The following is an 18,319-nucleotide window of genomic DNA, read 5'->3' as shown; positions in this document are numbered from 1 at the left end:
CGACGTTATGCGGTATTAGCTACCGTTTCCAGTAGTTATCCCCCTCCATCGGGCAGTTTCCCAGACATTACTCACCCGTCCGCCACTCGTCACCCAAGAGCAAGCTCTCTGTGCTACCGTTCGACTTGCATGTGTTAGGCCTGCCGCCAGCGTTCAATCTGAGCCATGATCAAACTCTTCAATTTAAGTTTGATGCTCGTGAATTAAACTTCGTAATGAATTACGTGTTCACTCAGAGACTTGGTATTCATTTATCGTCTTGCGACGTTAAGAATCCGTATCTTCGAGTGCCCACACAGATTGTCTGATAAATTGTTAAAGAGCAGTGCAACACGGCTTTCGCTCACTGTTGCGAGGTGGCGTATATTACGCTTTCCTCTTTCAGAGTCAAGCGTTTAATTTCGCTTTTCTCTGTCGAGATTCTCAGGGGAACCTCGCTGACCCGGCGGCTTGTTTGCCGTTGTTCCGTCTCAGTGGGGCCGCATTATAGGGAGTAATTGAGATCCCGCAAGCATAAATTTAAAATAATTTACCGCTCGCTTTCTTTTTCAACAAATCGTGCAGCAATGCGTCGTAAAAAGCCTGAATTGCTGTTTTTAACACCGATTCAGCACGTCAAATGGCATACTAAAGAAAGATAAATAATAGGAATGGCATTTATGTCTCTAAGCGCACAGCAACTGGCAGCTCAAAAGAACATCTCCTGGGTCCTGGCTGAGAAAATAGCCCAGAAGATACTCACCGGTGAATACCCGCCGGAAAGCATTCTCCCGGGTGAGATGGAGCTGGGTGAAATTTTCGGCGTGAGCCGAACCGCTGTTCGTGAAGCGGTAAAAACACTCTCAGCAAAAGGCATGCTGCTTCCACGCCCACGTATTGGCACGCGCGTCATGCCACAGGCACACTGGAACTTCCTCGACACCGAGCTCATTTCCTGGTGGCTGACCACCGATAACTTCCAGTCGGTGATGAAACACTTTCTGGTACTTCGCCGTAGCCTGGAGCCGCAGGCCTGTATGTTGGCAGCGACATTAGGCACCGCCGAGCAGAAGGCGCACCTCAATACATTAATGGAAGAGATGGCAACGCTTGAGAAGGCATTCGACCGCAATCGCTGGATCGACATCGACACCTCATGGCACGAACATATCTATGAAATGAGCGCGAATCCGTTTCTGACCTCTTTCGCCAAACTTTTCCACTCCGTCTACCACATCTATTTTACCTCGATTACCGAAGACGAAGTAATTGAGCTTGCCAGCCACCAGGCAATTGTCGATGCAATACAGGACGGCGATGGTCAGCAGGCGTTTCTGGCATGCCAGGCTTTATTAAACGCACCGCATATCCGGGAAGCGGTATAAAGGACATCGAATGACAGAAAAGAAAGCGCGGAGTATGGCTGGCCTGCCGTGGATAGCGGCAATGGCCTTCTTTATGCAGGCGTTGGATGCCACTATCCTGAATACAGCGCTTCCCGCCATCGCCCATAGCCTTAACCGTTCACCTCTGGCCATGCAGTCGGCCATTATCAGCTACACGCTAACCGTCGCCATGCTGATCCCGGTTAGCGGCTGGCTGGCCGACCGTTTCGGTACCCGTCGCGTCTTTATGTTAGCGGTGAGCCTGTTCACCCTGGGATCTCTGGCCTGCGCGCTCTCTTCTTCATTGACCGAGCTGGTTATCTTCCGGGTGATCCAAGGGATTGGCGGCGCCATGATGATGCCCGTTGCACGCCTGGCGTTACTACGCGCCTATCCGCGTAGCGAACTGCTGCCGGTGCTCAACTTTGTCACCATGCCAGGTTTGATTGGCCCGATTCTTGGCCCGGTACTCGGCGGCGTATTCGTCACCTGGGCAACCTGGCACTGGATTTTCCTCATTAACATACCGATTGGCATTATCGGGATGCTGTACGCCCGGAAATACATGCCGAACTTCACCACGCCGCGGCGACGCTTCGATTTCTCCGGTTTTCTGCTCTTCGGGCTAAGCCTGGTACTGTTCTCCATCGGTATGGAGTTGCTAGGGGAGCAAATCGTGTCGGGCTGGGTGGCCTTAATGATAGTCCTGCTCAGTATCATTCTGCTGCTGGCCTATATCCGCCATGCACGCAAACACCCTACACCGCTGATTTCACTGTCGCTGTTTAAAACGCGCACCTTTTCCGTCGGCATCGCGGGTAATCTGGCAACACGTCTGGGCACCGGCTGTGTACCGTTCCTGATGCCATTGATGCTACAGGTGGGCTTTGGTTATCCGGCACTGATCGCCGGCTGCATGATGGCGCCGACGGCAATCGGTTCGATTATTGCGAAATCGACCGTCACTGCCGTACTACGTCGTTTGGGCTATCGAAAAACACTGGTGGGGGTCACGCTGTTTATCGGGCTGATGATCGCGCAGTTCTCGCTGCAGTCGCCGTCGATGCCGATATGGATGCTGATTCTGCCGCTGCTCGTGCTGGGGATGGCGATGTCGACGCAGTTCACGTCGATGAACACCATTACGCTTGCTGACCTGACGGACGATAATGCCAGCGGCGGCAATAGCCTGCTGGCGGTGACGCAGCAGCTGTCGATTAGCCTTGGCGTTGCTATCAGCGCCGCGGTGCTGCGTTCGTATCAGAGTATCGTGGGGTCAACCATCGATCAGTTCCACTATACCTTTATTACCATGGGCGTGATTACGGCGATATCCGCGCTGATGTTCCTGCTGCTGCGGCCGAAAGATGGCCGCAACTTAATAAAAGAAAAGCACTAAGCTCACACGGAGCCGCGAACCACCAGCTCGGGCGTCAGCTGCATACGCTGCTGTTTCTGCCCGGGCTGCGCGATGCGATGAATCAACACATCAATCGCCAGCTCGCCCAGTTCATCTTTCGGTTGGTGAATGGTGGTCAGCGGCGGCGTCATATAGCGCGCCAGCTCGATATCGTCATAGCCAATTACCGCCATGTCCTGCGGAATACGCAAACCGGCCTGATACAACGCTTGATAGGCACCGACCGCCATGGCGTCATTGCCGACAAACACCGCATCCGGACGCTCGGGATGCTTTAACAACTGCTGCATCGCCTCCAGACCGCCACCAAATTCGAAGTCGCTGGTAATTTCATAGCCGTCCAGAATAGGCAGCTTCGCGTTATGCATCGCTTCCCGATATCCTTCCAGCCGCAGACGCGCAGGAGTTTTATCTAGCGGGCCAGCAATACAAGCAATGCGCGTATGGCCGCGTTCAATCAGGTAACGGGTCGCCATATCGCCGCCGAGCAGCGAGTTGTCCTGAATCAGGTCGCTGTCGCCGTCGAACGGTGCCCAGTCCATCATCACGGAAGGAATAGAAGGGTAGCGCTGCATGATCTCCAGCGACGGCTGGTGCGTTTCGGTGCACAGCAACAGCAGCCCATCGACGCGTTTTTGCATCAGCGTCTCAAGATTGCGGTTCATCCGCTGCTCGTCGCCTTCGGTATTGCACAGCACCAGGCTGTAGCCACGCTCAAAACAGCTGCGTTCTACGCCGCGCACCAGTTCAGAGTAGAACGGGTTGGTACTGGCGGTGATCAGCATGCCAATCGTGTGGGTCTGATTCAGCTTGAGGCTACGCGCCAGCGCCGACGGCGCGTAGTTCAGCGTTTTGATGGCCGCATCAACTTTCTCGGTAACAGCATCGCTGACGAACCGGTCTTTATTGATGACGTGCGATACCGTAGAGGTGGAAACGCCCGCCAGGCGAGCAACATCCTTCATCGTGGCCAAGCATTACCCCTGTAGACGTAAGAATTCGTCGATCTCTTCACGCCACGGAACCGATGGCTGAGCGCCTTTACGCGTAACCGCAATGGCCGCGGCTACATGAGCAAAGCGCAGCGCCTCCGCCAGCGGCGTATTTTCCAGCAGCGCGGTCATCAACGCACCGTTAAAGGTATCGCCCGCTGCAATGGTATCGATGGCCTGAACTTTAAAGCCCGGCACGCGACGACCTTCGCCCTTCACGCTGGCCCATACGCCACGGCTGCCGAGGGTGATTATCACCGTGTCGATACCTTTGGCATGCAGCACCTGCGCGGCTTTCGCTGCGTCTTCATCGTTTTCTACCCGTACGCCCGTCAGCTTCTCTGCTTCGGTTTCGTTCGGGGTAATGATATCCACCAGCGACAGCAACTCATCCGACAGCGCGCGCGCCGGGGCCGGGTTTAATACCACGGTGGTCTGGTTCTGGTGGGCAATCTGCGCGGCCAGCAGTACGCTGTCCAGCGGGGATTCAAGCTGCATCAGCAGCGCGTCAGCCTGGGCGATACGCTCGCGCTGCGCGTCGACTAACGCGGTGGATAATGCGGCGTTGGCTCCGGCATGGATACCAATGACGTTTTCGCCTTCTCCGTTCACGAAGATCAGCGCCACGCCGGTCGACTCGCCCGCCACGGCGCTCACTGGCGCGGTATCAATGCGGTCAACCTGTAACTGCTTACGGATACGCTCGCCGATATCGTCATCGCCCGTACAGGCAATAAACGCAATATCCGCACCGCTGCGGCCAGCAGCTACCGCCTGATTAGCACCTTTACCGCCAAAAGCGACCTGATAATGGTTACCGGTGACAGTTTCGCCAGGCGTCGGAAATGATTCAAGATTGAGAATGTGATCGGCATTGATGCTGCCAAGGACGACGAGTTTGCCTGCGGTTTTCATTTTCGGTATGTCCGGTAAGATGCGCCACCGGCTGACTCACCGGTGGCGCGTGCCCTGCTTTTATTTTTGATGTTGTCCCTCAGGCTAAGAGCCTGAATCGCACTCGCGTTATTACTGCTTAATTACCAGCTTCAGGTCAACAGGATATTTCGCCTGGACCTTTTCGCCTTTCAGCACTTTGTCAGCGGTTTCCACGCCGGTTGCGCCGATCTGGTCAGGTAACTGCGCGATAGTCGCCGCCAGTTTGCCATCTTTTACCGCTTTCTCGCCATCTGGCGTACCGTCAAACCCAACCACCATCACATCGGATTTACCGGCAGTCTGCAGCGCACGCAGTGCGCCCAGCGCCATTTCATCGTTCTGTGCAAAGACCGCTTTCACGTCCGGATGCGCAGTCAGCAGGTTCTGCATCACGTTCAGACCTTTAGTACGGTCGAAGTCGGCAGGCTGGCTCGCCAGGACGTTAAATTTGTGAGCAGCAACGGCCTGCTGGAAACCTTCGCCACGCTCGCGCGCTGCGGACGTCCCGGCAATCCCCTGCAGTTCGATAACCTTCGCGCCTTCACCGGCTTTCTTCGCGATGTAATCACCGGCAATTTTGCCGCCCAGCACGTTATCGGAAGCAATGTGGCTCACGACGTCGCCTTTAGAAGCCACACGGTCAAGGGTGATTACCGGGATTTTCGCCTGGTTAGCCATCTTGATAGCGTTACCTACCGCATCGGAATCCGTTGGGTTAATCAGCAGAATTTTGGTGCCACGAACCGTTAAATCCTGAACGTTAGCCAGCTCTTTCGCCGGGTTATTCTGTGAATCCAGAACCACCAGGTTGTAACCCAGTTTATCGGCTTCTTTCTGCGCGCCATCCTTCAGGGAGACGAAGAACGGGTTATTCAGGGTAGAGATAACCAGCGCAATGGTGTCTTTCGCCATCGCGTTCGCACTCACGGTGGCGCTCAGCGCAACCGCAGAAACCAGGGTAGCCAGTTTTTTCATGTTCATATCTAAGATGTCCTGTAGTGTCGTGAATTACTGCTTTTTGTTGTCCACCAGCACCGCCAGCAAAATGACGACTGCTTTAACGATCATCTGGTAATAAGAAGAAACGCCTAACAAGTTCAAACCGTTGTTCAAGAACCCAAGAATCAGCGCACCAATAAGCGTGCCGACGATACGACCTTTACCGCCTGCCAGGCTGGTACCACCCAGCACCACCGCCGCGATAGCATCCAGCTCATAGCCGGTACCCGCCGTCGGTTGCGCAGAGGAGAGACGCGCCACTTCGATAATCCCCGCCAGCGCCGACAGCAGCCCGCACAGAGAGTAGACGATAATTTTGACTTTATTAACGCTGATACCGGAAAGACGCGTTGCCGCTTCGTTGCCGCCCAGCGCATAGATATAACGACCCAGACGGGTGTGATGCAGCATGTACCACGCGGCCAGGAAGACAATCCCCATGATCCATACCGGGGTAGGAATGCCCAGCGGACGACCAATCCCGAACCAGCCAAAGACATCAGCGTTATCGGTAAACCCGGTATTTACCGGACTGCCGTTGGTGTACACCATGGTCACGCCGCGCAGCAGCAGCATCATCACCAGCGTGGCGATAAAGGCCTGAACGCGACCTTTGGCGACGATAACGCCGGTAACGGCCCCGATTGCGGCACCTAATGCGAGTGCGGCAGCAACCGCCACCAGCGCATTAACTTCGATGCCCACAATCGACGCGGCGACCGCGCCGGTCAACGCCAGCAGAGAACCGACGGACAGGTCGATTCCTGACGTTAAAATGACCAGCGTCATCCCGACCGCCATGATCGCATTCACGGAGGTTTGCTGCAGGATGTTGAACAGGTTATTGACGGTAAAAAAGTTCGGGCTCATGGTCGATACAATCGCTATCAGCACCAGCAGGGCTATCAGCGATTTTTGCTCCAGCAGCCATGCTTTAGTGAAATAGCGGCGACCCGCCACAGACTGGGTTGTCATCTTTTTTACTCCTGGTTCACGCGGTTAAGCTTGCCCACTGCGGCAGCCATTAATACTTCCTGGGTGGCCTGCTCGCGTGAAAACTCACCGCCGAGATGCCCTTCATGCATCACAATAATGCGATCGCTCATCCCCAAGACTTCCGGCATCTCTGAAGAGACCAGAATGATGCTCAAGCCGTCGGCTTTGAACTGGTTGATAAGCTGATAAATCTCTTTCTTCGCCCCCACGTCGACGCCGCGCGTCGGCTCATCGAGGATCAGCACCTTCGGACGAGTCATCAGGCCGCGGGCAATCGCCACTTTCTGCTGGTTACCGCCGGAGAGCAGGCCGATAGCCTGTTCCATGGAAGGCGTTTTAACGTTAAACAGGCGGATAAAGTCGCCGACCGCCTGCTGTTCATCTTTATGCTTCAGGCCACCACCGGCACGGCTGAAGTAGCGCAGCGCGGTTAGCGACATGTTCTCTTTCACCGACATGCCCAGCACCAGGCCATCGCGCTTACGGTCTTCGGAGATATAAACGATGCCGTTTGCCAGGCCGTCCTGCGGTGAACGGGTCACCACTTCATGGCCGTCGAGAGTCACGTAGCCGCTGGTGCGCGGCAGCGCGCCGTACAGCACCTTCATCAGTTCGGTACGTCCAGCGCCCATTAGCCCGGCGACGCCAAGGATTTCGCCTTTACGCAGGGTGAAGGAGACGTTTTCCACGCCCGGCCCGCACAGCGCGTCCACCTTCAGGCGGATCTCACCCGGTTCTTTATCAAGATGCGGGTACTGATCTTCGAGTTTGCGCCCAACCATCATTTCAATCAGAAGGTCTTCGTCGAGGCTCGCCACTTCACGCTCGGCAATAAACTGCCCGTCGCGAAACACGGTGACGTCGTCGCAGATCTCGAAAATCTCTTTCATGCGGTGGGAGATATAGACAATGCCGCGTCCCTGCGATTTCAGCTCGCGGATGACGCGGAACAGGGATTCGGTTTCAGTATCGGTCAGTGCATCGGTCGGTTCATCCATGACGATGACCTTCGACTCAAAGCTCAGCACCTTGGCAATTTCCACCATCTGCTGATCGCCGATAGAGAGGTCGCCCACCAGGCGGTCGCTCTTAAAGCGCAGATTGAGTTTTGCCAGCAGGATATCGGCCTCGGCATACATCTTCTTCCAGTCAATTTTGCCAAAGCGATTCACGAACTCACGGCCGAGGAAAATGTTCTCGGCAATCGTCAGTTGCGGGATCAGGTTCAGCTCCTGGTGGATGATGCCGATACCGGCTTCCTGGGACGATTTTGGACCGTTAAAGGTAGTCTCTTTACCCAACCATAATAATGAGCCGGCATCGCGGGCGTAGATCCCGGTCAGCACTTTCATCATGGTGGATTTGCCCGCGCCGTTTTCGCCCACCAGCGCCATCACGCGACCGGAGTAGACGTTCAGCGCGGCGCCGGAGAGCGCCTTTACGCCCGGGAACGATTTATCGATCCCTTTCAGTTGTAAGAGTGCGTCCATGATGGCCTCAGAAGGTGACGCCAGCACAGAGAATGATATTCGCATACGGGGAACACTCCCCGCTGCGAATCACCGCCTGACTGTCTGCGGTTTGTTGTTTGAACTGTTCATGTGAGACGTAACGAACATCAATGGTGTTTCCCTGGTGTTGCTGCAGCTGCTCAATGTGTTTGAGCAACGCTTCGTGGAGCTGCGGATTATGTTGTTGAATTTCCGCGGCGAGAATGGCGGCCTCGACCTGCATCTCTTGCGTCACCACGCCCAGCACCTGCATAAAGGTGGGAACGCCCTGGGTCAGCGCCATATCAATGCGCGCCGTGCTGCGGGGAATAGGTAAGCCCGCATCGCACACCACCAGCGTATCGGTATGCCCCAAACGGGAGATAACCGACGAGATTTCAGAGTTGAGTACCGTGCCTTTCTTCATTTTGTTTTCTTGCTCCACTAGCGAAACGTTTCGCTAACATAAGTTTAATCTGAAGAACGAACAGAAAACCACCATCAGGTTATAGAAATGTGATCGCCATCGAAACGTTTCGCGAACGAAGGAAAGGGAGATAAAAAAACGCCCTCCGTCAGAATGAGGAAGGGCGTTGATAGCATTAGATTTCGACCTGGGTGCCCAGTTCGATAACCCGGTTCGGCGGGATCTCGAACTGATCCGGCGCGCGAAGCGCGTTGCGCTGCAACAGCAGGTAGAGCTTGCCGCGCAGGCGCAGGTACCACGGACGCTTGCCGACAATCAGCGACTCATGCGACATAAAGAACGAGGTTTCCATCATTCGGCAGCTTAAGCCTTCCAGGCCGCAGCGGTGGAACACCTCTTCCACGTTTGGCGTTTCACGCCAGCCGTAGCTGGCCACCACGCGCCAGAAGGTTGGAGAGAGCTGCTCAATCTGCACGCGGCGAACGTTATGCACATACGGCGCATCTTCAGTACGCAGCGTCAGCAGGATAACCCGCTCGTGCAGCACCTTGTTGTGCTTGAGGTTATGCAGCATGGCGAACGGAATTACGTTCAGCGCACGAGACATATACACCGCGGTACCCGGTACGCGTACCGGAGGCGATTTCTCCAGTGAGGCGATCATCGCTTCCAGAGAGTTACCGTGCTCATGCATACGACGCAGCAGGCGGAAACGCTCGCTTTTCCAGGTAGTCATGATGGTGAACATAATCAGCGCCAGCGTCAGCGGCAGCCAACCACCGGAGACGATTTTATCGAGGTTCGCCGAGAACAGCGGAATGTCGATGCACATAAACGCCACGAACAGCAGCGCCACAAAGAACTTGTTCCAGCGCCAGTTCTTACGTGCCACCGTAGTGAACAGAATCGTCGTCAGCACCATGGTCCCGGTCACGGCAATACCGTACGCCGCCGCCAGGTTTGAGGAGTGCTCAAAGCTGACGATAACCACCACCACCGAGATATAAAGCAGCCAGTTGATAAACGGGATATAGATCTGGCCGGACTCCATTTCCGAGGTGTGGATAATGCGCATCGGTGACAGATACCCCAGGCGCACCGCCTGGCGAGTCAACGAGAAGACCCCGGAGATAACCGCCTGAGAGGCGATAACCGTCGCCAATGCCGCAATCACCAGCATTGGGATCAGCGCCCAATCAGGCGCCAGCAGGAAGAACGGGTTCTTAATGGCTTCCGGGTGCTTTAACAGCAGCGCGCCCTGACCAAAGTAGTTCAGCACCAGCGAAGGCAGCACCACCGAGAACCAGGCCAGGCGAATCGGTAATTTCCCGAAGTGCCCCATGTCGGCATACAGCGCTTCCACGCCGGTAATCGACAGCACCACCGCGCCCAGAGCCACAAAGGAGACGGTTTTATATTGCAGGAAGAAGTTCACCGCCCAGTAAGGATTCAGCGCATGCAGGACTTCCGGGTTAGCAATAATGCTCCGCGCGCCCAGCACCGCCAGCAGCAAGAACCAAATAAGCATTATCGGCGCGAACAGTTTGCCGACCATGCTGGTACCGTGCTTCTGGATAGCAAAAAGCAGCGTCAGGACGATGATAGAGATGGGGACAATCCAGGTATCGAGCGTTGGCGCGATGATCTCAAGACCTTCGATCGCCGACATCACCGAGATAGCCGGGGTAATCACCACTTCACCATAGAAGAAGCTTCCCCCAATAAGCCCAAGGATCACCAGCACCGATGTGGTTCTTGCGGAGGTATTACGCCCGGCAAGCGACATCAGCGTGAGGATCCCGCCTTCACCGGCGTTATCCGCCCGCATCACGAAGGTAATGTATTTGAGTGATACGGTAAAAATCAGCAGCCAGAAAATTAATGACAGAAAGCCAAAAACCGCGTCACGTTCGACGCCAAAACCAAACTGCCCAGACAAACATTCACGAAGCGTATAAAGAGGGCTGGTACCAATATCGCCGTATACCACGCCAATTGCAGCGAGTGTAATCGCTGATAAAGATTGTTTCTTATCAGTGCTCATAGACTAGTCTTTCGTTTACGAAACAAATGTGTGCCTAGTCCCTTGGCCCACCAAAAGCGCACAGTATGCACGATTAACATCAAAATCGTACCCCTTAATTGCGTCATCTTAACCTGCCTCAAGAAATAGCGAGGTACTATTCAGGCTATTCACCTAAAGAGTTATACGTCTATACTCAGCCAGTTAGCAGAATAAGCGGTGAAAGGACGCAACTTAATTATGGCGCAACCACATTTATTAGCAGAAAGAATTTCACGCCTGAGCAGCGCGCTGGAAAAAGGCCTTTTTGAGCGTAGCCACGCCATGCGGCTGTGCCTGCTGGCGGCCCTCAGCGGGGAGAGTGTGTTTTTACTTGGTCCTCCCGGCATAGCTAAAAGCCTGATAGCCCGCCGCCTGAAGTTTGCCTTTCAGCACGCCCGCGCCTTTGAATACCTGATGACCCGTTTCTCTACGCCGGAAGAGGTATTCGGCCCGCTCTCTATTCAGGCCTTAAAAGATGAAGGGCGCTATGAGCGTCTGACCGCGGGTTATTTGCCCGAAGCGGAAATCGTCTTTCTTGATGAGATCTGGAAAGCCGGCCCGGCGATTCTGAACACCCTATTGACCGCCATCAACGAGCGTCACTTCCGTAACGGCGCCAGCGTCGAAAAAATCCCCATGCGCCTGCTGGTCACAGCCTCCAACGAACTGCCGGAAGCGGAAAGCAGCCTTGAGGCGCTGTATGACCGTATGCTGATTCGTCTGTGGCTCGACAAAGTGCAGGATAAAGGCAATTTCCGCTCAATGCTGATTAGCCAGCAGGACGAGAACGACAACCCGATTCCGGCCAATCTTCAGGTCACCGACGAAGAGTATTTCCAGTGGCAGAAGGATATCGGCAACGTGAAGCTGCCGGATGCGGTGTTTGAGCTGATCTTCACCCTGCGCCAGCAGCTCGATAATCTGCCGAATGCGCCTTATGTCTCCGACCGTCGCTGGAAAAAAGCGATCCGTCTGCTTCAGGCCTGCGCCTTCTTCAGCGGCCGCGATACCATAGCGCCTATCGATCTGATCCTCTTAAAAGAGTGTCTCTGGCATGACGCAGAGAGCCGAAATCTTCTGCAACAACAAATAGATATTTTGATGACTGGGCACGCATGGCAGCAACAGGCGATGCTCAACAAGCTGGGCGCAATCACCCAGCAGCGTCTGCAAATTCAGCAGCAACAAAGTGACAAAACGGCGCTCAAGGTGACGCGTCTGGGGGGCATGTTCAGCCGCAAACCACACTATGAGCTGCCACCTGAGGTGCAGTCGCCTACGGTCACGCTACTGCTGCAAAAACCGCTCAAACTGCACGATATCGAAGTGATTCACATCACCTTTGAACGTCAGGCGCTGGCCAACTGGCTGGAGAAAAGTGGTGAAATCCGCGGCAAGCTCAACGGCATCGGCTTTTCGCTGGCGCTGAATATGGAAGTCGACGCCGGTCAGCACCTGGTGGTGCGCGATGTCAGCCTTCAGGGAACGCGCCTATCGCTGCCCGGCACGGGCACGACGGAGAATATGCCAGCGGAAATCCGCCAGCAGCTGCTCGCGCTGGATGAAGAGTGGCACCAGCAGCACAACCGCTTTAGCGAACAACAAAAATGCCTCTTTATTAATGAAGAGTGGCTCGGCCGCATTGAAGCCAGCCTGCAGGATGTGGCCGCGCAAATTAAGCAGGCGCAGCTTTAATGCTGACTATTGATACACTCAACGTCATGCTGGCGGTTAGCGAAGAGGGGATGATCGAAGAGATGATCATCGCCCTGCTGGCCTCGCCGCAGTTGGCTATCTTTTTTGAAAAGTTTCCTCGTTTAAAAACGGCCATCACCGACGATCTTCCCCGCTGGCGCGAGACCTTTAAAAGCCGCCTGAAGGGAGCGCCGGTGCCACCAGAGCTGGAAGAAGAGGTCATCTGCTATCAGCAGAGCCAGCTACTCTCTACCGCGCAGTTTATCGTCCAGCTACCGCAGATTCTGACGTTACTGACTCGTCTGAGATCGCCATTCGCCGCACAGGCACAGCAGCTTGTAGCCAACAATGCGACCTTTACCCCCGCACTACACACCCTGTTCCTGCAGCGCTGGCGGCTGAGCCTGGTCGTTCAGGTCACGTCGCTTAACCAGCAGATGCTGGAAGAGGAGCGCGAACAGCTGCTGAGCGAGGTTCAGGAACGCATGACCTTGAGCGGCCAACTGGAGCCGGTGCTGGTGGAAAACGACAGCGCGGGCGGGCGGCTATGGGACATGAGCGCCGGGCAGCTTAAGCGCGCTGACTATCAGCTGATCGTCAAATACGGCGAGTTTCTCAGCCAGCAGCCGGAACTGATGCGTCTGGCAGAACAGCTTGGGCGCTCTCGAGAAGCGAAATCAGTACCGAAAAAAGACGCGCCGATGGAGACCTTCCGCACCATGGTGCGTGAACCCTCCACCGTGCCAGAGCAGGTCGATGGCATTCAGCAAAGCGACGACATCCTGCGCCTGCTGCCGCCGGAGCTGGCAACGCTTGGGATGACCGAACTGGAATATGAATTCTACCGTCGGCTGGTGGAGAAGCAGCTGCTGACCTATCGGCTGCATGGCGATGCATGGCGCGAAAAGGTCACCGAGCGCCCGGTGGTTCATCAGGATGAAGACGAACAGCCGCGCGGCCCGTTTGTAGTCTGCGTAGATACCTCAGGTTCGATGGGCGGCTTCAACGAGCAGTGCGCCAAAGCGTTTTGCCTTGCGCTGATGCGCGTGGCGCTGGCGGATAACCGACGCTGCTACATCATGCTGTTCTCAACGGAGGTCGTGCGCTACGAACTGACAGACCGTCAGGGGCTGGAGCAGGCGATCCGCTTTTTAAGCCAGCGCTTTCGCGGCGGCACCGATATGGCGAGCTGTCTGCGTGCGGTTATCGAGCAACTGCAAAACCCGCAGTGGCAGGATGCCGACGCGGTGGTCATTTCCGATTTTATCGCCCAGCGGCTGCCAGATGAGGTGGTGAAGAAGGTAGGGGACCTGCAGCACAAATATCAGCACCGTTTTCATGCGGTGGCGATGTCTGCACATGGAAAACCCGGGATCATGCGCATCTTCGATCATATCTGGCGCTTTGATACCGGGTTGAGAAGCCGCCTGCTAAGACGCTGGCAGCGTTGATTTAAGCATTACAACAGGGCGGAGACGCTCTCACGAACCTGTGCTGGCCATACGCCACACTGCACCTGCCCGATATGGGAGAGTTGCAGCAGCAGCATCGTCAAACGAGACTGACCAATGCCACCGCCGATAGTCTGCGGCATTTCACCGCGCAGCAGCGCCTGATGCCATTCCAGCTTCAAACGATCTTCATCACCGGTTAACGCCAGCTGATGCTTCAGCGCTTTGGCATCAACGCGGATCCCCATAGAGGAAAGCTCGAAGGCGTCTTCCAGCACCGGGTTCCACACCAGGATATCGCCGTTCAGACCAGAAAGGCCGGAAGCCGTTGGCGTGCTCCAGTCGTCATAGTCCGGCGCACGAACGTCGTGGCGCTCACCGTCAGAAAGCTTACCACCGATTCCCATCAGGAAGACCGCGCCCAGCTCTTTGGCTATCGCGCGCTCACGGCCTTTCGCATCGAGGCCCGGGTAGCGGCTCAGCAGCGTTTCACTATGAACGAAGTGGATCTGTTCTGGCAGGAACGGTGTCAGACCAAATTCTTTGCTCACAGCAATTTCAGTTTCTTTAATACCCGCCCAGATTGCCTTCACGGTGCTTTCCAGCGTACCCGCATGGCGCTCTTCATCGCCCATTACGCGCTCCCAGTCCCACTGGTCAACGTAAACGGAGTGAATGGCGGTGAGTCGGTCTTCATCGGGGCGAAGGGCCTTCATGTGCGTGTAGAGCCCTTCGCCCGCGCTGAAGTCGTGTTGTCCCAGGGTTTGACGTTTCCACTTCGCAAGGGAATGAACCACTTCGAACTGGGCTTCTGGCAGTGTTTTCACTTTCACCTGAACCGCCTTCTCGCAACCAGACAGGTTGTCCTGTGTCCCATCTCCCACGCGGCTTAAAATCGGCGCCTGGACTTCTACGAGCCCTAGCTTCTCTTCCAGCTGACGGGAAAAATAGGATTTAACGAAACTAATCTGGCGTTGTTTTGCGATGTATGCGGTTTTCATTATTTTTACTCCTGCGTCCTGTTGGTATTGATTAAGCAACAAAACAGGGTGCCAATTCAATAATCAAACAATAAAAAGCCTCACTCACTTTTGATTCAATAAAATAACAGGCTAAAATAGAGTGAATCATCAATCTTCATAAGAAAAAGCTATGGAAAATTATCAAATCGACAATCTGGATCGCGGCATTCTTGAGGCGTTAATGGCCAATGCCCGTACCGCCTATGCCGAACTGGCCAAACAATTCGCCGTGAGCCCCGGCACCATTCACGTTCGCGTAGAGAAGATGAAGCAGGCGGGCATTATTACCGGTGCGCACGTTGACGTGAGCCCTAAGCAGCTGGGTTATGACGTGGGCTGCTTTATTGGCATCATTCTGAAGAGCGCGAAGGATTACCCTTCGGCGCTAGCAAGGCTGGAAAGTCTGGACGAAGTGACCGAGGCGTATTACACCACCGGGCACTACAGCATCTTTATTAAAGTCATGTGCAAATCCATCGATGCCTTACAACAGGTACTTATCAACAAGATCCAAACAATTGATGAAATTCAGTCCACGGAAACCTTGATCGTCCTGCAAAACCCGATAATGCGTACCATCAAGCCGTGATCGTTTTTTTTAATCCCACATTTTTCCACAGGTAGATCCCAGCTCGTTCACAGCGTACAATGCGCCTTCTATATAAAGGTGGGCGAGCATGGCAGACATTACTCTTATCAGCGGCAGCACGCTTGGCAGTGCGGAATATGTAGCAGAGCATCTGGCTGAAAAACTCGAAGATGCCGGTTTTACCAGCGAAATGCTGCACGGACCAATGCTTGATGAAGTGCCAACGGAAGGGATCTGGCTGGTTATCAGTTCCACGCACGGTGCTGGTGACATTCCTGACAACCTGCTGCCTTTATATGAAGCATTACGTGAGCAAAAACCGGATCTCTCCCAGGTTCGCTTCGGCGCTATCGGGATTGGTAGCCGTGAATACGACACGTTTTGCGGCGCGATCGACAAACTGGATGCTGAACTGAAGGCCTGCGGGGCCAAACAGATTGGCGAAACGCTGAAGATCAACGTACTCGAGCATGAGATTCCTGAAGATCCGGCCGAAATCTGGTTGGGATCGTGGCATCTTTTGCTCAGAGATTTGTAAAGATCGGAATTTATTGTGTGGATAACTCTGGTTAAAAGCTTGGATCAACCGGTAGTTATCCAAAGAATAACTTCTGTCTGGTTTTTGACCTGTGCATAACCCTTCGTTTTGATCCCAGCTTATACTGACCAGGATCACCGATCATTCACAGCTAACGATCCTTCTTAAACGGTTGATCTTAAAATCCGGATCGGACTTATCCACAAAGGTTGGCGATCCTAATAAGAGATCACAATAGAACAGATCTCTAAATAAAAAGATCTTCTTTTTAATACCCAAGATCCGAACCCTTTCTCCATCGACTAAAGTTGAGTAGAATCCACGGCCCGGGCTTCAATCCATTTTCAAACCGCTTTACGCGAGGCAAACCACCATGTTTTATCAGGATCCTTTTGACGTCATCATCATTGGCGGGGGTCATGCAGGCACTGAGGCCGCGATGGCCGCAGCGCGAATGGGTCAACAGACTCTGCTTTTGACACACAATATCGACACGTTGGGGCAGATGAGCTGCAATCCGGCGATTGGCGGCATTGGGAAAGGACACCTGGTAAAAGAAGTGGATGCCCTTGGCGGCCTGATGGCTACAGCGATCGACCAGGCTGGCATTCAGTTTAGGATACTAAACGCTAGCAAAGGCCCAGCCGTTCGCGCTACCCGTGCACAGGCGGATCGCGTGCTCTATCGCCAGGCGGTACGCACCGCGCTGGAGAACCAGCCGAACCTGATGATCTTCCAGCAGGCGGTTGAAGATCTGATTGTTGAGAACGATCGCGTCGTTGGCGCCGTAACTCAAATGGGTCTCAAATTCCGCGCTAAAGCGGTGGTTCTTACCGTAGGGACATTCCTTGACGGTAAAATTCACATTGGTCTGGATAACTACAGCGGTGGCCGTGCTGGCGATCCGCCGTCTATCCCGCTGTCTCGTCGTCTGCGTGAACTGCCGCTGCGCGTCAGTCGCCTGAAAACCGGTACACCGCCGCGTATCGACGCGCGCACTATCGACTTTAGCGTCCTGGGTCAGCAAAACAGTGATAACCCACTGCCGGTCTTCTCCTTCCTGGGCGATGCCTCTCAGCATCCTCGTCAGATGCCGTGCTACGTCACCCATACCAACGAGAAAACGCATGAGGTGATCCGCAATAACCTCGATCGCAGCCCAATGTACGCTGGCGTGATCGAAGGGATCGGTCCGCGCTACTGCCCATCGATCGAAGATAAAGTGATGCGTTTTGCCGATCGTAACCAGCATCAGGTATTCCTGGAGCCGGAAGGGCTGACGTCCAACGAAATTTATCCAAACGGCATCTCCACCAGCCTGCCGTTTGATGTACAGATGCAAATAGTCCGTTCCATGCAGGGGATGGAAAACGCGCGAATCGTGCGTCCTGGCTACGCCATTGAGTACGATTTCTTCGATCCGCGCGACCTGAAACTCACGCTGGAAAGCAAATTTATCCACGGCCTGTTCTTTGCTGGTCAAATTAACGGCACTACGGGCTACGAAGAAGCTGCTGCTCAGGGCATGCTGGCCGGACTTAACGCCGCGCGTCTATCCGCTGACAAAGAAGGCTGGGCACCGCGTCGCGATCAGGCTTATCTCGGTGTGCTGGTGGACGACCTCTGCACGCTCGGTACTAAAGAACCGTACCGTATGTTCACCTCCCGCGCGGAATATCGCCTGATGCTGCGTGAAGATAACGCCGATCTGCGTCTGACCGAAATTGGCCGTGAGCTGGGAATGGTGGATGACGTTCGTTGGGCTCGCTTCAACGAGAAGCTGGAAAACATTGAGCGTGAACGTCAGCGTCTGAAATCCACTTGGATTACGCCGTCATCCGAGTCTGCAGCCGAAGTGAATGCTCACCTGAGTGCGCCACTGACCCGCGAAGCCAGCGGTGAAGATCTGCTGCGTCGACCGGAAATGACCTACGAACAGCTGACTGCTCTGACTCCGTTTACGCCAATGCTGGAAGACGCGCAGGCGGCTGAACAGGTAGAAATTCAGGTCAAATACGAAGGTTATATTGCTCGTCAGCAGGATGAAATCGAGAAACAGCAGCGCAACGAAAACACTTTGCTGCCTGCCACGCTGGACTATCGCCAGGTTAATGGCTTGTCCAACGAAGTGATCGCCAAACTTAACGATCACAAACCGGTCTCGATAGGCCAGGCATCTCGTATCTCCGGGATCACGCCAGCGGCAATCTCCATTCTGCTGGTATGGCTCAAAAAACAAGGGCTGCTGCGCCGCAGCGCTTAATGCACCGAACGTTGCCCGGCGGCGCTACGCTGACCGGGCCTACACCTAAGCCGGATAAGGCGAAGCCGTCAT

15 protein-coding genes and 1 rRNA gene are annotated in these 18,319 nt (G+C 54.6%); 7 read left to right on the top strand and 9 right to left on the bottom strand.

All coding sequences use genetic code 11. From position 1 onward, the window contains the following. Positions 1 to 185 (bottom strand): 16S ribosomal RNA (locus ACH1XZ_RS12580); the annotation flags it as partial. A gap of 474 nt (positions 186 to 659) precedes the next feature. Between ACH1XZ_RS12580 and ACH1XZ_RS12575 the strand changes: the two genes are divergently transcribed. Together ACH1XZ_RS12575 and mdtD are read left to right on the top strand one after the other, a co-directional pair. After that, positions 660 to 1,364 carry a FadR/GntR family transcriptional regulator gene (locus tag ACH1XZ_RS12575; protein ID WP_395595830.1) on the top strand — a complete coding sequence of 235 codons (705 nt, stop codon included), beginning with the start codon at positions 660 to 662 and terminating at the stop codon, positions 1,362 to 1,364. Between the two features lie 10 nt (positions 1,365 to 1,374). After that, the gene (gene mdtD, locus ACH1XZ_RS12570) at positions 1,375 to 2,763 is read left to right on the top strand and encodes a multidrug transporter subunit MdtD (protein ID WP_395595829.1); all 1,389 of its coding nucleotides are present in this window, start codon (positions 1,375 to 1,377) and stop codon (positions 2,761 to 2,763) included. 2 nt (positions 2,764 to 2,765) lie between these two features. Here mdtD and rbsR read toward each other — a convergent pair whose 3' ends face one another. The 7 genes from rbsR to kup all read right to left on the bottom strand — a co-directional run bounded on the left by rbsR (position 2,766) and on the right by kup (position 10,668). Further along, positions 2,766 to 3,758: a ribose operon transcriptional repressor RbsR gene (gene rbsR / locus ACH1XZ_RS12565; protein ID WP_395595828.1), complete on the bottom strand. Its 993-nt coding sequence runs from the start codon at positions 3,756 to 3,758 to the stop codon at positions 2,766 to 2,768. 3 nt (positions 3,759 to 3,761) lie between these two features. Next, complete coding sequence (gene rbsK, locus ACH1XZ_RS12560) at positions 3,762 to 4,691, bottom strand: ribokinase (protein ID WP_395595827.1); 930 nt, start codon at positions 4,689 to 4,691, stop codon at positions 3,762 to 3,764. Positions 4,692 to 4,802: 111 nt separating this feature from the next. Beyond that, positions 4,803 to 5,693 (bottom strand): ribose ABC transporter substrate-binding protein RbsB, encoded by an 891-nt coding sequence (gene rbsB / locus ACH1XZ_RS12555; protein ID WP_395595826.1) that lies wholly within the window; start codon positions 5,691 to 5,693, stop codon positions 4,803 to 4,805. 27 nt (positions 5,694 to 5,720) lie between these two features. Next, on the bottom strand, positions 5,721 to 6,686 hold the full coding sequence (gene rbsC, locus ACH1XZ_RS12550; protein WP_035893646.1) for a ribose ABC transporter permease: 966 nt from the start codon (positions 6,684 to 6,686) through the stop codon (positions 5,721 to 5,723). Positions 6,687 to 6,691: 5 nt separating this feature from the next. Then, positions 6,692 to 8,197 (bottom strand): ribose ABC transporter ATP-binding protein RbsA, encoded by a 1,506-nt coding sequence (gene rbsA, locus ACH1XZ_RS12545; RefSeq protein ID WP_395595825.1) that lies wholly within the window; start codon positions 8,195 to 8,197, stop codon positions 6,692 to 6,694. Positions 8,198 to 8,204: 7 nt separating this feature from the next. Further along, the gene (gene rbsD, locus ACH1XZ_RS12540) at positions 8,205 to 8,624 is read right to left on the bottom strand and encodes a D-ribose pyranase (RefSeq protein WP_123650958.1); all 420 of its coding nucleotides are present in this window, start codon (positions 8,622 to 8,624) and stop codon (positions 8,205 to 8,207) included. A gap of 175 nt (positions 8,625 to 8,799) precedes the next feature. Then, positions 8,800 to 10,668 carry a low affinity potassium transporter Kup gene (kup, locus tag ACH1XZ_RS12535; RefSeq protein WP_395595824.1) on the bottom strand — a complete coding sequence of 623 codons (1,869 nt, stop codon included), beginning with the start codon at positions 10,666 to 10,668 and terminating at the stop codon, positions 8,800 to 8,802. Positions 10,669 to 10,887: 219 nt separating this feature from the next. Here kup and ravA point away from each other — a divergent pair, with 219 nt between their 5' ends. Both ravA and viaA read left to right on the top strand, forming a co-directional pair. Next, positions 10,888 to 12,384: an ATPase RavA gene (ravA, locus tag ACH1XZ_RS12530; RefSeq protein ID WP_395595823.1), complete on the top strand. Its 1,497-nt coding sequence runs from the start codon at positions 10,888 to 10,890 to the stop codon at positions 12,382 to 12,384. Continuing rightward, the gene (viaA, locus tag ACH1XZ_RS12525; RefSeq protein ID WP_395595822.1) at positions 12,384 to 13,835 is read left to right on the top strand and encodes an ATPase RavA stimulator ViaA; all 1,452 of its coding nucleotides are present in this window, start codon (positions 12,384 to 12,386) and stop codon (positions 13,833 to 13,835) included. Before ravA ends, viaA begins: the two co-directional genes overlap by 1 nt. 8 nt (positions 13,836 to 13,843) lie before the next feature. On the opposite strand, the gene asnA is transcribed toward viaA, so the two are convergent. After that, positions 13,844 to 14,836, bottom strand: a complete 993-nt coding sequence (gene asnA, locus ACH1XZ_RS12520; protein ID WP_035893633.1) for an aspartate--ammonia ligase — start codon at positions 14,834 to 14,836, stop codon at positions 13,844 to 13,846. Between the two features lie 151 nt (positions 14,837 to 14,987). On the opposite strand from asnA, the gene asnC reads away from it, so the two are divergent. The 3 genes from asnC (at position 14,988) to mnmG (ending at position 18,247) form a co-directional block, all read left to right on the top strand. After that, complete coding sequence (gene asnC / locus ACH1XZ_RS12515) at positions 14,988 to 15,446, top strand: transcriptional regulator AsnC (protein ID WP_035893632.1); 459 nt, start codon at positions 14,988 to 14,990, stop codon at positions 15,444 to 15,446. 88 nt (positions 15,447 to 15,534) lie between these two features. Next, positions 15,535 to 15,984 (top strand): FMN-binding protein MioC, encoded by a 450-nt coding sequence (gene mioC, locus ACH1XZ_RS12510; protein ID WP_035893631.1) that lies wholly within the window; start codon positions 15,535 to 15,537, stop codon positions 15,982 to 15,984. Between the two features lie 373 nt (positions 15,985 to 16,357). Further along, positions 16,358 to 18,247: a tRNA uridine-5-carboxymethylaminomethyl(34) synthesis enzyme MnmG gene (gene mnmG, locus ACH1XZ_RS12505; RefSeq protein ID WP_395595821.1), complete on the top strand. Its 1,890-nt coding sequence runs from the start codon at positions 16,358 to 16,360 to the stop codon at positions 18,245 to 18,247. Positions 18,248 to 18,319 lie beyond the last annotated feature (72 nt).

The sequence above is a fragment of the Kluyvera chengduensis genome (assembly GCF_044197065.1).
Lineage (GTDB): Bacteria > Pseudomonadota > Gammaproteobacteria > Enterobacterales > Enterobacteriaceae > Kluyvera > Kluyvera ascorbata_C.
Note: the sequence above shows the minus strand (reverse complement) of the source record. Positions and strands in the feature narration are given on the sequence as shown.

Bases quoted from the DNA above. Each gene is read 5' to 3' on its own strand.
- ACH1XZ_RS12575 (WP_395595830.1), top strand. From the start codon at position 660: ATGTCTCTAAGCGCACAGCAACTGGCAGCTCAAAAGAACATCTCCTGG.
- mdtD (WP_395595829.1), top strand. From the start codon at position 1,375: ATGACAGAAAAGAAAGCGCGGAGTATGGCTGGCCTGCCGTGGATAGCG.
- rbsK (WP_395595827.1), bottom strand. From the start codon at position 4,691: ATGAAAACCGCAGGCAAACTCGTCGTCCTTGGCAGCATCAATGCCGAT.
- rbsB (WP_395595826.1), bottom strand. From the start codon at position 5,693: ATGAACATGAAAAAACTGGCTACCCTGGTTTCTGCGGTTGCGCTGAGC.
- rbsC (WP_035893646.1), bottom strand. From the start codon at position 6,686: ATGACAACCCAGTCTGTGGCGGGTCGCCGCTATTTCACTAAAGCATGG.
- rbsA (WP_395595825.1), bottom strand. From the start codon at position 8,197: ATGGACGCACTCTTACAACTGAAAGGGATCGATAAATCGTTCCCGGGC.
- rbsD (WP_123650958.1), bottom strand. From the start codon at position 8,624: ATGAAGAAAGGCACGGTACTCAACTCTGAAATCTCGTCGGTTATCTCC.
- kup (WP_395595824.1), bottom strand. From the start codon at position 10,668: ATGAGCACTGATAAGAAACAATCTTTATCAGCGATTACACTCGCTGCA.
- ravA (WP_395595823.1), top strand. From the start codon at position 10,888: ATGGCGCAACCACATTTATTAGCAGAAAGAATTTCACGCCTGAGCAGC.
- viaA (WP_395595822.1), top strand. From the start codon at position 12,384: ATGCTGACTATTGATACACTCAACGTCATGCTGGCGGTTAGCGAAGAG.
- asnA (WP_035893633.1), bottom strand. From the start codon at position 14,836: ATGAAAACCGCATACATCGCAAAACAACGCCAGATTAGTTTCGTTAAA.
- asnC (WP_035893632.1), top strand. From the start codon at position 14,988: ATGGAAAATTATCAAATCGACAATCTGGATCGCGGCATTCTTGAGGCG.
- mioC (WP_035893631.1), top strand. From the start codon at position 15,535: ATGGCAGACATTACTCTTATCAGCGGCAGCACGCTTGGCAGTGCGGAA.
- mnmG (WP_395595821.1), top strand. From the start codon at position 16,358: ATGTTTTATCAGGATCCTTTTGACGTCATCATCATTGGCGGGGGTCAT.